The sequence below is a fragment of the Xanthomonas sp. DAR 35659 genome (assembly GCF_041242975.1).
GTDB classification, from domain to species: Bacteria; Pseudomonadota; Gammaproteobacteria; order Xanthomonadales; family Xanthomonadaceae; genus Xanthomonas_A; species Xanthomonas_A medicagonis.
This window is the reverse complement of sequence record NZ_CP162488.1, coordinates 4,872,833-4,884,704: the sequence shown is the minus strand read 5'-3', so window position 1 is coordinate 4,884,704 and position 11,872 is coordinate 4,872,833. Positions and strand designations below refer to the sequence as shown.

The following is an 11,872-nucleotide window of genomic DNA, read 5'->3' as shown; positions in this document are numbered from 1 at the left end:
CGCTACAGCACCGCGTTCTGGAAGTCGAAGTTCAGTTCGTGGCCGACGGACTGCACCAGATTGCCCTGGATGAAATCGACCCCGCCCATCCACATCGCCGCGGCCGCCTGCGCTTCCTCGATCTGCTGGCCGATGATCAGCAGCCCGGCGCGGTGCGCCAGGTCGATGGTCGCACGCAGCTGATCGCGCAGCGCGGCATCGGCATGCGCGTTGGCGAAGCGCGCGGACAGGCGCAGATAGCCCAGCGGCAGTTGCGCCAGCAAGGCCTCGTGCTCGGCGCCGGGTTCGAACTGGCTGAGGCAGAACTGCACGCCCAGCGGCATCAGCCGCGCGCAGAACTGCTGCAGCGTGACGGTGTGGATCAGCGCATCGTCCAGGCGCAGGTCGATCACCAGCGAGGTGCCGGTGATGCCGCGGCGGCCGATCGCCTCGACCAGCCAGTCGGCGAAGGCGCCGCGCGCCAGCGTGCGCGCGGACTGCGAGACGAACAGGCGCAGCGGCGGTTGCGCGTGCTGGTACAGGTGCAGCAGGCCGAGCGCATGGTCCAGCACCTGCTGGTCGAGGTCGGCGATGCGCCCGCCGGCCTCGGCCGCGGGCAGCACCTGCCCGGCCGACAGCAGGGTACCGTCGCGCTGGCGCAGGCGCAGCAGCACCTGGTACTGCGCGGTGTCGCCGCCGGCGACGGCGACGATCGGCTGGTAGGCCGGTTCCAGCTGGCCTTCGAACATGGCGATCCGGCCTAGGTCCTCATCCTCGCGCGGCGGCGCGTACGCGGCCACGCCCTGCGGGTGCAGGCGCGCCTGCAGCGCGGTGCGCTCGACCGCCTCCAGGGCGCTGCCGGCGTCCTCGAAGCCTTGCGCCAGGTCGGCGTAGCCGATCGCGCAGCGCAGGTGCACGGCGTCGTCCTCGCGCAGCGGGAAGGCATGGCTGGACAGGGCCTCGCGCAGGCTCTGCGCGCGCTGCGCCAAGGCGTCCGCGGCGTCGTCCCGGGCCAGCAGCAAGAAGCTGTTGTCGTTGAGCCTGGCCAGCGGCTGCGGCGCGGTGACGCTGGCCAGGCGGCGTCCGGCCTGGGTCATCAGGCGTTCGAACGCGGCATAGCCGTAGCGCTCGCGCAGGCCCAGGGCGCTGGCGATCTCGATGAAGAACAGGCCGCCGCCGGCGCGCGCGTGCAGCGTTTCGCCGAGCAGCTTCAGCACGTGGCTGCGGGTCGGCAGGCCGGTCTCGGGATTGTTCAGCGGCGCGCTGTCGCTGGCGTTCTGCTGCGCCTGCTGGCGCGCGCGGCGGATGCGGTTGGACACCGCGGCAATCAGGTGCCGCGGGCGGATCGGCTTGGTCAGGAAATCGTCGGCGCCGCTGTCGAGCACTTCATATTGCAGTTCCGGATCCGGGTCGCCGGTCAGGAACACGATCGGCAGCAACTGGTGCTGCGGCTGCTGGCGGATCAGCGCGGTCAGGCGCATGCCGTCCAGGCCGGGCATGTGCAGGTCCATCAGGATCAGGTCGGGGCGGTACTCGGCGATCGCCTGCTGCACGCCCTCCGCGCGCATTTCCATCTGCGCCTGCATGCCGGCGCCGTGCAGCACGCTCTGCGCGAACAGGGCCTGCGAGCGGTCGTCCTCGACGATCAGGATCCGGTAGGGCGCCTCCAGCGGCGGCGCGCCAGCGTCGTCGCCGGCCGGCTCCAACGCGGACTCGAGGTGGCTGGCCTGGTCGGCGATCGCGGCGGCCGCGGCCGAGGCCTCCTGCGTGTTCGTCGGCAGGTCCGGCGCCGGTGCCGGCGGCTCGGGCGCGGCGTCGGCGACCCAGCGGCGCCAGTACTGCGGAGGCGGGGTTTCGGCACGGACGTTGCGCGAGCGCGGCTCGTCGCGACTGGAAAGCGGTGCGGTGTCTCTGGCGGCCATCGCGTCTTTATCCTGGTGCACGGGCATTATGCGATGAAGTTCACGAAGACGGCGAGCCGTCCACGGGCGGCCTGGCGATGCCGGTGCCCGTCGGCACCGCCAGCAGGCGGCGCATCCCGCGCCACAGCAGGCGCCACACCCACCACACCAGCAGCGCGCCCAGCACGCTGACCGTCAGCACCACGCCCAATGCCAGCCACGGGTGCGCCAGGGCCAGGGCCAACGCCGCCAGCACCAGCGAATCCTCGGTCAGCGAGGCGATCCAGTTGCTGGCCGGTTCTGGCGAGGTGTTCAGCAAGGCGCGCGAACCGGACTTCAGCACATGGCTGGTCAGGGCGACGCCGGCGCCGGTGGCCAGCGCGCCGGCGCCGAGTTCGCCGTCCGGCGACAGCGTGGCCGCGGCCAGGAAGGCGCCGGCGGGGATCCGGGTCAGGGTCTGCAGCAGGTCCCAGCCGGAGTCCACGCCGGGAATCTTGTCGGCGAAGAACTCGGCCACGGCGAGCGCGCCGGAGGTGCCCAGCACCCACCACGACTCGGTCGCCTGCAGCGCCGGCGGCAGGTCCAGCCAGCCGAGCAGGCCGGCCACGCCGACCCCGAACACGGTCAGATAGACGCGGATGCCGGCCAGCCAGGCCAGCAGGATGCCGATGACGAAGAGGTGGGCGTCGGTCATGGGGCGCTCCTGTGCGCGCGGGTGGCGGCCACTATCGGCCAAGCGTGCGGCGAAGGCCAGCCTGGCGGCGGCTAGCGCCGCGGGCGGTCCGGCGCCGGTCAGGCGCGTGGCTTACACTAGCTGGCCGGCCGAACCCCCGCGAGGATCGACGCCGCCGCCGCCCTGGCGGCGCGGCTTTGACGATGAACCGACCCGTCCCCCGTTTCCAGATCGTGCCCAACGGTGCCGCGCCGGTCCGCGGCCGCGGCCTGTGGTTGCTGATCGCCGTGGTGTGGCTGCTGTCGCTGGCCGCGACCTGGTGGCTGGCCAGCCGCCGGGCTGCGCCGGCACTGGGCTCGGTCCGCGCGCAACTGCACGCGGCCGAGGCGAAGCTGCAGGCGCAGCAGCGCCAGATCGACACGCTGAACCAGCGCCAGGCCACCCTGGCGCGCTCGGACCAGATCAGCCGCGCCGCCAACAACGCGGTGCAGAGTTCGCTGGCCGAGCGCGACGAGGAGATCGCGGGCCTGCGCGCCGACGTGGCGTTCTACGAGCGCCTGGTCGGCGCCACCAGCCAGCGCAAGGGGCTGACCGTGCACTCGGCGGAGTTCTCGGCCGAGGCCGGCGGCACCTGGCACTACAACGTGGTGCTGACCCAGAACCTCAACCGCGGCGCGATCAGCCAGGGCCAGATGCGCCTGGCGGTGGAAGGCGTGCGCGGCGGCAAGCTGACCACCGTCGGCTGGGACGAACTGCACCAGAAGAGCGGCGTGCCGGGCCAGGACTATTCGTTCCGGTATTTCCAGCAGTTGGACGGCAGCGTGATCCTGCCCAAGGATTTCACCCCGCAGCGGGTGCGAGTATCGCTGTCCGGCGGGGGGGCGCCGGTCACGCAGAGTTTCGATTGGACACTGGCCGGCAACGGCAACGGCAAAGGGGAGTAAGCAGCTTATGTTCGGAAACAAGAATGGCCGCAACAGCGGCCAGACCGTGGTCGATACTCTGATCGGCGCGCAGGTGACGATCCGCGGCGACCTGGTGTTCAGCGGCGGCCTGTACGTGGAAGGGCGCATCCTCGGCAAGGTGCTGGCCGAGGACGGGGCGCCGGCGACGCTGACCCTGTCCGAGCACGGCAGCATCGAGGGCGAGGTGCGCGCGCCGATCGTGGTCATCAACGGCCAGTTGATCGGCGACGTGCATGCCGCCGAGCGCGTGGAACTGGCGCCGAAGGCGCGGGTGCAGGGCAACGTGCACTATCAGGTGGTGGAGATGAACGCCGGCGCGCAGCTGACCGGGCGGTTGATCCACGTCGGCAGCATGGCCGCGCTGGCGCCGCCGGAGCACTCGCACGAAGAGCCGCAGGCCGAGCCGGCGCAGCGCGTGCTGGCCAAGGCGGACGCTTGATTCGCCCCGCGGCCGCCCCCATCCTGCTGCCATGAGCACCCTCGTTTCCCTGCCCAGTGCCGCGCCCGCGCCCGACTACCAGTCGCTGGAGCGGCCGCTGAACTTCACCCACGCCGCCGCGGCCAAGGTGCGCGAGCTGATCCGCGAGGAAGGCAACGACGCGCTGGCTTTGCGCGTGTACATCCAGGGTGGCGGCTGTTCCGGCTTCCAGTACGGCTTCGAGTTCGACGAGAACCGCGCCGAGGACGATCTGTCGGTGCGTACCGACGAGGTCACCCTGCTGGTCGATCCGCTGAGCCTGCAGTACCTGATGGGCGCGGAAGTGGATTACAGCGAAGGCCTGCATGGCGCGCAGTTCGTGATCCGCAACCCCAACGCCAAGACCACCTGCGGCTGCGGCAGCAGCTTCAGCGTGTAGACACGCTGCGGCTTGCCGGACGCGCGGTTTGCCGGCACCCTGCGCCGCATGTCCGACCTGACGCCGCCCACTTCCTTCGTCTTCGCCGACGCGGTCATCGACCGCGCCGATGCGCTGCGCAACGATCCCGAGGCCTTGCGCCGCGCCTGGCCGCAGGCGCGCGTGCTGCTGCTCGATGCCGACGGCCACGCCTACGCCGATGCGCAGGGCCAGTTGCTGGCGCCGACCGGCGCGACGCTGGGCGACGCCGCCGCGCAGGCGATCTTCCTCGGCCTGCGCGAGGGCGCGGCCTGGTTCGCGCTGGCCGCCGCCGCGCTCGACGCGCAATTCGACCCGCCGCAGCGCATCGACCTGCGCCGCGCCGCGGCCGAGTGGCCGGCCGCCGCGTCCGGGTTGTTCGCCTACGCGCGCGGAATGCTGCACTGGCAGTCGCGCACCCGCTTCTGCGGCGTCTGCGGCGGCGCCATCGCGTTCGGCCGTGGCGGCTTTCTCGGCACCTGCACGCAGTGCGCCAGCGAGCACTATCCGCGCGTGGATCCGGCGGTGATCGTGGCGGTCAGCGATGGCCGCCGGCTGCTGCTGGGCCGCCAGGCGAGCTGGCCGGCGCGGCGCTACTCGGTGATCGCCGGCTTCGTCGAGCCGGGCGAATCGCTGGAGCAGACGGTGGCGCGCGAGGTGGCCGAGGAAACCCAGGTGCGGGTGCGGCCCGGCAGTTGCCGCTACTACGGCGCGCAGCCGTGGCCGTTTCCCGGCGCGCTGATGCTCGGCTTCCGCGCGCTGGCCGAACCTGATGCGCCGCAGGTGGATGGCGAACTGGAGGACGCGCGCTGGTTCGAGCGCGAGGAGATCGGCGCGGCGCTGCAGCGCGCGGCCACGCTCGGCGATGGTGCCGACGACGGCCACGGCTTGCGCCTGCCGCCGCGGATCTCGATCGCGCGGGCGCTGGTGATGGACTGGTATCGCCGCGACGGCGACCACGCGTAGGCCGTGGTGCCGCGCCGACCCGGCGCCGCCGCTGCCTGCGCACCCGCTTCAACACGGTCCCGGAGGACCTGCATGTTCACTACTCTCGTCGCTGTGATCGTTGCGCTGGTGCTGGGCCATGTCGCGCCCGGCATGGTCGCCTCGCTGCGCCGGTTCGACGCGTATGGCGACTGGCTGTCGTGGCTGGACGCGCATGCCGGCGAGGGCAGCGCCTGGCGCGGCCGCTACGGCATCGCGCTGGCGCTGCTGCCGGCGCTGCTGCTGGTGGCGCTGCTGCAGTGGCTGTTGGCCGCGCCGCACCTGGGCCTGCTGGCGCTGCTGTTCGGCGTGCTGGTGCTGGCCTTCAGTTGGGGGCCGCGCGATCTGGACAGCGACGTGGAGGCGGTGATCGAGGCCGACGACCTCGCCGCGCGGCGCCTGGCGATCGCGCACCTGCAGGCCGACGGCGTGCAGCTGCGGGAGGATCCGGCGGGCCTGGTCGAGGCGGTGGCGTTCAGTGCGTTGCGGCGCTGGTTCGCGCCGCTGTTCTGGTTCCTGCTGTTGGGGCCGTTCGGCGCGCTCGGTTACCGCCTGCTGGCGCTGGCCGCGGTCGGGCCGTACGCGCCGCGGTTGCCGCTGGGCACCGCCGCCGGCGCGCGCGTCGCGCTGGCGGCGATGGAATGGCCGGTGGCGCAGCTGATGACCTTCTCGCTGGCGCTGGTCGGCAACTTCGAAAGCGTGTTCGGTGCCTGGCGCGCGGCCGGCGGCAATCGCTGGCGGCTCGATGGCGGGTTCCTTGGCCCGGTCGCCTGCGCCAGCGTGCGCGGCGAACTCGACGCCGAAGCGCACGACTACAGCGACGCCGGCATGCTGGTGCCGGCATTGCGCAGCCTGCCGGAACTGCGCGATGCGATGAGCCAGATCTGGCGGGTGCTGCTGCTGTGGCTGGTGGTGCTGGCGCTGCTGGTGATCGCCGGCTGGGTCAGCTGAGGCCGGCGCGGCCGCGCATGCGCCGCGGCGCGGGTCAGTCCTTGGCCGCGAAGCGCGCGGCGTAGGCCGCCACGTGCTGCGGGAACGCCTGCGCATAGCGTGCATGGTCGACGCACAGCACCGTGACCTCCAGCCCGCTCTCGCCGAGGTCCGCCGTCAGGTCGCCGATGGCGATGGTGGCACAGGCCAGCGCTGTCCCGTCCGTCGTGCGTGCCGACAATTGCAGGTCGTCCAAGGCCATGCCCTGCGCCGCGACCACGCGCGATTGAATGGTGCGATAGGCCGGCGTCGGGATGAAGCGGCCGAAGGCCACGCCCATCGGCGGATCGCCGGACTCCAGGTCGGACCAGCCGATCAGCAGGTCATGGCTGTAGATGCCGAAGCGCGGCATCGCCTTCAGTGCGGCGCCAGCAGCGTGAACGGGAACCACGGCAGGTTGCGTGCGATCCAGTAGCCGGGCAGCGCGACCAGCCAGAAGTTCGGGCGCGAGACCACGCCGATCACCGGCGCGAACCAGGCCGCGCGCCAGCCGGCCTTCCAGGCGATCAGGCCCGGCAGCAGGGCCAGGCCCAGCATCGCCCCGGGATTCATCGCCAACGCCCCCACCGGGTCCAGGTGCACCAGCGCATGCAGCGCGCGGGTCATGCCGCAGCCCGGGCAGTAGTAGCCGGTGAGCGCATGGAACATGCACGGCGCGAATGGGTTGTTCGCGGCGTTGGGATCGAAGCGGTACAACAGCGTGGCGCCGCCGGCCGCGAGTGCGGCGGCGGCGCCCAGGCACGCCCGTTGTTGCCAGGCGCGCATGCTGATCAGCCCGCGTGCTGGATCTGCTGCATGTAGTCCATGTAGCCCTGCATGCCGCCGGTGGCGAGCATGACGATGTTGATCAGCAGGCCGATGATGGCCAGCGCGGTGGTCACCCAGCACCAGATCTTGGCGTTGTTGGAGGCGCGGCGCGCGCCCTCCAGGTCGCCCTGGTTGAGCAGGCCGTTGACCTTGCTGGAGAACACGATGGCGACGATGCCAGTGATCAGCGCCGGGCAGCACAGGCAGAAGCCGAGCACCGTGGAGATGATCGCCCAGGCCAGATAGTTGGGGATCGCGCCTGGCACGGGGGCGGGCGGGGGCGTGACGGGGCTGACGGTGCTCATGTGGATCTCCTTGAGGGGGGGTGCGCGGGGCGTGGGGGAAGTCTAGACGAGGTGCCGGCCGCGCCTCCATCGCGCGCGGCTGGCGTGGTGGCGCTCAGGGCGGCGCCAACAGCGTGAACGGGTACCACGGCAGGTTGCGCAGCACGGCGTAGCCGAGCAGCAGCCACAGCCACAGGCGCGGATCGGCGAGGATCTTCAGCAGCGGCGCCAGCGGGCGCATGCGCAGTCCGGCGGCGTTGAGCGCCATCACGGCCAGCAGCGGCAGCGCCACTACCAGCAGCGGATTGGTCGCCAGCGCATGGGCCAGGTCCAGGTGGACCAGGGCGTGCAGGCAGCGGGTGCTGCCGCAACCGGGGCAGTACAGCCCGGTGAGGGTGTAGAACGGACAGGCCGGCAACGGATTGCCCGGCACGTTGGGATCGACCCGGCGCAGCACCAGCGTCGCCACGGCGCCGGCGGCGCTCAGCGCGGCCAGCGGCAGCCAGCGGGGCAGGGGACGGTTGCGCCAATGCATCGGAGGACAGGAACGTGCGCGATCGAGGAGGGCCGCCGCGGCACGCGGCCGCGGCGGTCCGGCGCGATCAGTACGACGTGGACTGCTGCATCATGCCCATGCCGCCGAGGACGACGAAGAAGATCAGGTACAGCACGACCATCACCACCCAGCCGATCACCGAGTAGATCGCCCACTTCTTGGCCTTGTCGGCCGACTCGCGGGCACCGGCGACGTCGCCGGCGGCGAGCTTGGTGTTGACCTGGGAGGCGAACACGATCGAGACGATGCCCAGCGGCAGGCAGCAGAGCAGCGTGCTCAGGATCGCCCAGACGAGGTTGTTGGATACTTGCGGTGCGGTGGTATTCATCCGTGTTAACTCCGGTTGCGTGGTGGAACGTGGAAAAACGTGAAGCTGCGTGTCAGTGCTGGAGCAGGCTGCCGAGGATCGCCATCCCGCCGAACAGCAGGAACCACAGCGCGAGCAGGATCGGCATGGCGAGCGCCGACCATATCGCCCACAGGCCGGCCTTGCGCGAGGCCTCGCGGGCGCCGGCGACATCGCCGGCGGCGCGCTTGCCGTCCACCTGCGAGGCGTAGACGATCGACACCACGCCCAGCGGCAGGCAGCAGAACAGCGTGGACAGGATCGCCCACACCAGATTGTTGGGGACGTAGATACCCGCGCCGTGAGGCGGTGGTGGTGGCAAAACCTGACTCACTGATCGACCCTTGAAATGGACGCCGCTGCAGCATGCAGGCGTCTCCCCGGCGCCTAATCTACCTGAAGCGGCGTGCGCAGGCACCCAGTGCGTGTCAGGCCGCGTCCCCGCGCAACTGCCGCACCTGTGCTTCCAGCCGCTCGGCGCTGGCCTCGGCGGCCGGCGCCGGCGGCCCGGCGAGCACCTCCACGTGCGCGCGGAAGCGGCGCGGCACGCGCATGCGCCGCAAGCGCGAGTCGCGCTTGCTCCACATGCTGGTCCACATGTTGCGCAGCGCCATCGGCACCACCGGGACCGCGCGGCGCGCGACGATCTTCTCCATGCCGGACTTGAAGGGCGCGATCTCGCCGTCCTTGGTCAGCGCGCCTTCCGGGAAGATGCACACCAGTTCGCCCTCGGCCAGCGCGGCGTCGATTTCGTCGAACGCGCGCTGCATCAGCGCCGGGTCCTCGCGCGCGCCGGCGATCGGGATCGCCTTGGCGGTGCGGAAGATCCAGCGCATCACCGGGATGTTGAAGATGCGGTAGTACATGACGAAGCGCACCGGCCGCGGGATCGACGCGGCCAGCACCAGCGCGTCCATGTAGCTGACGTGGTTGCACACGATCAGCGCCGCGCCTTCGTCGGGCACGTGGCGTTCGATGCCGTGCAGGCGCAGCCGGTACAGCGCGCGCACCATCACCCAGCTGAGGAAGCGCATCAGGAATTCGGGGACGATGCTGAAGATCCACAGCGCCACCACGGTGTTGGCGATGGCCAGCGCCAGGAATACCTGCGGGATGCTCAACCCCGGCATCGGGATCCGCGTGCCGAACAGGGTCAGTTGCTTCATCTGCAGGGCGATGCCGATCATCGCGGCGAGCACGATGAACAGCGAATTCTGGATGTTGAGCCCGGCGATGACGCGCGACAGTTCCGCCTTCGGCGTGCGGCTCTGGATCAGCGCGAACAGCGGCACCACGAACAGGCCGGTGCACAGGCCGATGCCGACCAGGTCGAGCATGATCCGCCAGCTGCCGGCCTGGTGCGCGAACTGGCCGATGCCCAGCCCGGCCTGCAGCGCGGCGCCCGGGCGGGCGAAGTACAGGTCGAGCATGAACGCGCTGATGCCGAACGCGCCCAGCGGCACCAGGCCGATCTCCACGGTGCGCCCGGACAGTTTCTCGCACAGCAGCGAGCCGGTGCCGGTGCCGATCGAGAACAGCGCCAGGGCGAAGATGTACAGGTCCTGCGCGCCGCCCAGGTTGAGTTCGGCGTAGGTCGGCAGCTGCGCGGTCAGCACCGTGCCGATGAACCAGAACCAGGACACGCCGAGGATGGCGTTGCGCACCGCCAACTGGCGCCGGGTCAGGCGCATGATCGCCAGCGATTCGGGCAGCGGGTTCCAGTTGATCCTGAGCTCGGGCGCGCCGGCGTCGACCTTGGGAATGCAGCGCGCCACCAGGTTGCCGGTGACCGCCAGCGCGACCACCGCGGTGGCCGCGGCCACCGGTCCGTGGCTGCCGGCGATCTGGAAGATCAGCCCGCCCAGGATCATGCCGCACAGGATCGAGATCGAGGTGCCCATCTCGACCAGGCCGTTGCCGCCGGTCAGTTCCTCCGGCTTCAGCACCGAGGGCAGGATCGAGTACTTCACCGGGCCGAACAGGGTCGATTGCAGGCCGGTGCAGAACAACGCGACCAGCAGCAGCACCATGTTCTCGGTCACGAACCCGACCGCGGCCAGCGACATGATCGCGATTTCCATGGTGGTAGTGATGACCACCAGCCGCGATTTCTCCAGCTTTTCGGCGATCTGCCCGGCCAACGCGGAGAACAGGAAGTACGGCAGGATGAACAGCGCCGGCGCCAGGTTGGTGTACAGCGTGCGCTGCTCGGGGGTGACGCCGAGATAGAACAGCAGGCCGATGATCGCCTGCCGGTAGACGTTGTCGTTGAATGCGCCCAATCCCTGGACCACGAAGAACGGCAGGAAGCGACGCTGCTTCAGCAGGGCGAACTGGCTATGGCCGGACATGCAGGCTCCTTTGCGAACGCGCGCAGCCTAACAGGTTCGCCGCGCGGTGGATGCGGCGGTGGTGGGGTGGGGTGTTGCCGGGAGGTGGCCGGTGTTCGTGCCGCCGTCCGTGGGCCTGCGCGTGTTGAGGATCTGGTGGAAGTGCCATGGGACGGGCTTCGTTCGTCGCGGCTGAAGCCGCTCCTACAGGGGTGCGCCGGCGTCGGCCTGGCCCTGCCGCAGCAGCGCGATCAGGGCGCGTGCGGCCGGGGTCGGATCCGCGCGCCAGGTGGCGTAGGTCAGGAAGCGGAAGCGCTCGCGCAGCGCGATCACCGCCACGCCGTGCATGGCGGCGGCCATGGTCTGCGGCACGATCGCCAGGCCCAGGTCGGCGACCACCAGTTGACGCTGCAGGTCGGCATGGGTGACCTCGTACTGCAGGCGCTGGCGCAGGCCGGCCTCGGCGAAGGCGCGGTCGATGATGCCGCGCACGCCGGCGCCGGGGATCAGGCCGGCCATCGGCGTGTCCTCCAGTTCGTGCAGCGCCACCTCGGTCCGCGCGGCGAAGCGGTTGCCGGGGGCCGCGATCAGCGCCAGCGGTTCCTCGTGCAGCAGCAGGCGCTGCTCGGGCAGCGCGACGTGCGGACCGACGCCGACCAGGGCCACGTCGAGCCGGCCCTCGCCCAGGTCGAGCAGCAGCGCATCGCTCATGCCGGTGCGCAGGTGCACGTCGACCGCGCTGTGCGCGTCGCGGAAGCGGCGCAGCAGCGCCGGCACCTGCACCGTGGTCAGCGAGGAGATCTGGCCGATGTGCAGCCGGCCGCGCACGGTGCCCAGCGCCTGCGCCATCTCCTCGTGCAGGCGCTCGGCCGCGCGCAGGGTCTCGCGGGCGTTGTGCAGGAACACCTCGCCGGCGGCGGTGGTGCGCACCTGGCGGGCGCCGCGGTCGAACAGGCGCGCGCCCAGCGCCTCCTCGATCTTGGCGATCTGGTGGCTCAGCGCCGACTGCACCGTGTGGCAGCGGCGCGCGGCGGCGGTGAAGCTGCCTTCCTCGGCGACCGCGACCGCGAATTCGAGCTGGCGCAGGGTCAGCATGGCATCTCGAAACAAGATGGATGATGTGAAAACAATACATTGGAACGATCGATGGCGCCGGACCAGACTGGCGCCCTTCTTCCTCAC

15 protein-coding genes are annotated in these 11,872 nt (G+C 71.0%); 5 read left to right on the top strand and 10 right to left on the bottom strand.

Features of this window, described 5'->3' with window-relative positions:
• Positions 1–2: 2 nt before the first annotated feature.
• On the bottom strand, positions 3–1,901 hold the full coding sequence (locus AB3X07_RS20720) for an EAL domain-containing protein (RefSeq protein ID WP_369940838.1): 1,899 nt from the start codon (positions 1,899–1,901) through the stop codon (positions 3–5).
• A gap of 40 nt (positions 1,902–1,941) precedes the next feature.
• The gene (locus AB3X07_RS20715; RefSeq protein ID WP_369940836.1) at positions 1,942–2,574 is read right to left on the bottom strand and encodes a DUF4126 domain-containing protein; all 633 of its coding nucleotides are present in this window, start codon (positions 2,572–2,574) and stop codon (positions 1,942–1,944) included.
• A 182-nt stretch (positions 2,575–2,756) separates the two neighbouring features.
• On the opposite strand from AB3X07_RS20715, the gene AB3X07_RS20710 reads away from it, so the two are divergent.
• The 5 genes from AB3X07_RS20710 (at position 2,757) to AB3X07_RS20690 (ending at position 6,328) form a co-directional block, all read left to right on the top strand.
• Entirely contained in the window at positions 2,757–3,497 is a 741-nt protein-coding gene (locus AB3X07_RS20710) for a DUF6776 family protein (RefSeq protein ID WP_369940834.1), read from the top strand.
• 7 nt (positions 3,498–3,504) lie between these two features.
• Entirely contained in the window at positions 3,505–3,957 is a 453-nt protein-coding gene (locus tag AB3X07_RS20705) for a bactofilin family protein (protein ID WP_369940832.1), read from the top strand.
• A 31-nt stretch (positions 3,958–3,988) separates the two neighbouring features.
• Positions 3,989–4,375, top strand: a complete 387-nt coding sequence (gene erpA / locus AB3X07_RS20700) for an iron-sulfur cluster insertion protein ErpA (protein WP_263111202.1) — start codon at positions 3,989–3,991, stop codon at positions 4,373–4,375.
• A gap of 48 nt (positions 4,376–4,423) precedes the next feature.
• Positions 4,424–5,359, top strand: coding sequence for an NAD(+) diphosphatase (nudC, locus tag AB3X07_RS20695; protein WP_369940830.1), 936 nt, complete (start codon positions 4,424–4,426; stop codon positions 5,357–5,359).
• Between the two features lie 72 nt (positions 5,360–5,431).
• Positions 5,432–6,328 carry a cobalamin biosynthesis protein gene (locus AB3X07_RS20690; RefSeq protein ID WP_369940828.1) on the top strand — a complete coding sequence of 299 codons (897 nt, stop codon included), beginning with the start codon at positions 5,432–5,434 and terminating at the stop codon, positions 6,326–6,328.
• A gap of 34 nt (positions 6,329–6,362) precedes the next feature.
• Here the strand turns inward: AB3X07_RS20690 and AB3X07_RS20685 are convergent, their stop codons facing one another.
• The 8 genes from AB3X07_RS20685 to AB3X07_RS20650 all read right to left on the bottom strand — a co-directional run bounded on the left by AB3X07_RS20685 (position 6,363) and on the right by AB3X07_RS20650 (position 11,785).
• Entirely contained in the window at positions 6,363–6,758 is a 396-nt protein-coding gene (locus AB3X07_RS20685) for a hypothetical protein (RefSeq protein WP_369940826.1), read from the bottom strand.
• Positions 6,725–7,132: a DUF2752 domain-containing protein gene (locus AB3X07_RS20680; RefSeq protein WP_369940825.1), complete on the bottom strand. Its 408-nt coding sequence runs from the start codon at positions 7,130–7,132 to the stop codon at positions 6,725–6,727. The genes AB3X07_RS20685 and AB3X07_RS20680 overlap by 34 nt, the downstream gene beginning before the upstream one ends.
• 5 nt (positions 7,133–7,137) lie before the next feature.
• Complete coding sequence (locus AB3X07_RS20675) at positions 7,138–7,479, bottom strand: CD225/dispanin family protein (RefSeq protein ID WP_369940823.1); 342 nt, start codon at positions 7,477–7,479, stop codon at positions 7,138–7,140.
• A 94-nt stretch (positions 7,480–7,573) separates the two neighbouring features.
• Positions 7,574–7,993 carry a DUF2752 domain-containing protein gene (locus tag AB3X07_RS20670; protein WP_369940821.1) on the bottom strand — a complete coding sequence of 140 codons (420 nt, stop codon included), beginning with the start codon at positions 7,991–7,993 and terminating at the stop codon, positions 7,574–7,576.
• Between the two features lie 67 nt (positions 7,994–8,060).
• A complete protein-coding gene (locus AB3X07_RS20665) occupies positions 8,061–8,342 on the bottom strand; it encodes a CD225/dispanin family protein (RefSeq protein ID WP_369940819.1) in 282 nt (93 codons plus the stop codon).
• A gap of 52 nt (positions 8,343–8,394) precedes the next feature.
• The gene (locus AB3X07_RS20660) at positions 8,395–8,682 is read right to left on the bottom strand and encodes a CD225/dispanin family protein (protein WP_369944828.1); all 288 of its coding nucleotides are present in this window, start codon (positions 8,680–8,682) and stop codon (positions 8,395–8,397) included.
• A 106-nt stretch (positions 8,683–8,788) separates the two neighbouring features.
• Positions 8,789–10,711, bottom strand: a complete 1,923-nt coding sequence (locus tag AB3X07_RS20655; protein ID WP_369940818.1) for an MFS transporter — start codon at positions 10,709–10,711, stop codon at positions 8,789–8,791.
• 183 nt (positions 10,712–10,894) lie between these two features.
• Positions 10,895–11,785, bottom strand: coding sequence for a LysR family transcriptional regulator (locus AB3X07_RS20650; protein ID WP_369940816.1), 891 nt, complete (start codon positions 11,783–11,785; stop codon positions 10,895–10,897).
• Positions 11,786–11,872 lie beyond the last annotated feature (87 nt).

Bases quoted from the DNA above. Each gene is read 5' to 3' on its own strand.
- AB3X07_RS20720 (WP_369940838.1), bottom strand. From the start codon at position 1,901: ATGGCCGCCAGAGACACCGCACCGCTTTCCAGTCGCGACGAGCCGCGC.
- AB3X07_RS20715 (WP_369940836.1), bottom strand. From the start codon at position 2,574: ATGACCGACGCCCACCTCTTCGTCATCGGCATCCTGCTGGCCTGGCTG.
- AB3X07_RS20710 (WP_369940834.1), top strand. From the start codon at position 2,757: ATGAACCGACCCGTCCCCCGTTTCCAGATCGTGCCCAACGGTGCCGCG.
- AB3X07_RS20705 (WP_369940832.1), top strand. From the start codon at position 3,505: ATGTTCGGAAACAAGAATGGCCGCAACAGCGGCCAGACCGTGGTCGAT.
- erpA (WP_263111202.1), top strand. From the start codon at position 3,989: ATGAGCACCCTCGTTTCCCTGCCCAGTGCCGCGCCCGCGCCCGACTAC.
- nudC (WP_369940830.1), top strand. From the start codon at position 4,424: ATGTCCGACCTGACGCCGCCCACTTCCTTCGTCTTCGCCGACGCGGTC.
- AB3X07_RS20690 (WP_369940828.1), top strand. From the start codon at position 5,432: ATGTTCACTACTCTCGTCGCTGTGATCGTTGCGCTGGTGCTGGGCCAT.
- AB3X07_RS20680 (WP_369940825.1), bottom strand. From the start codon at position 7,132: ATGCGCGCCTGGCAACAACGGGCGTGCCTGGGCGCCGCCGCCGCACTC.
- AB3X07_RS20675 (WP_369940823.1), bottom strand. From the start codon at position 7,479: ATGAGCACCGTCAGCCCCGTCACGCCCCCGCCCGCCCCCGTGCCAGGC.
- AB3X07_RS20670 (WP_369940821.1), bottom strand. From the start codon at position 7,993: ATGCATTGGCGCAACCGTCCCCTGCCCCGCTGGCTGCCGCTGGCCGCG.
- AB3X07_RS20665 (WP_369940819.1), bottom strand. From the start codon at position 8,342: ATGAATACCACCGCACCGCAAGTATCCAACAACCTCGTCTGGGCGATC.
- AB3X07_RS20655 (WP_369940818.1), bottom strand. From the start codon at position 10,711: ATGTCCGGCCATAGCCAGTTCGCCCTGCTGAAGCAGCGTCGCTTCCTG.
- AB3X07_RS20650 (WP_369940816.1), bottom strand. From the start codon at position 11,785: ATGCTGACCCTGCGCCAGCTCGAATTCGCGGTCGCGGTCGCCGAGGAA.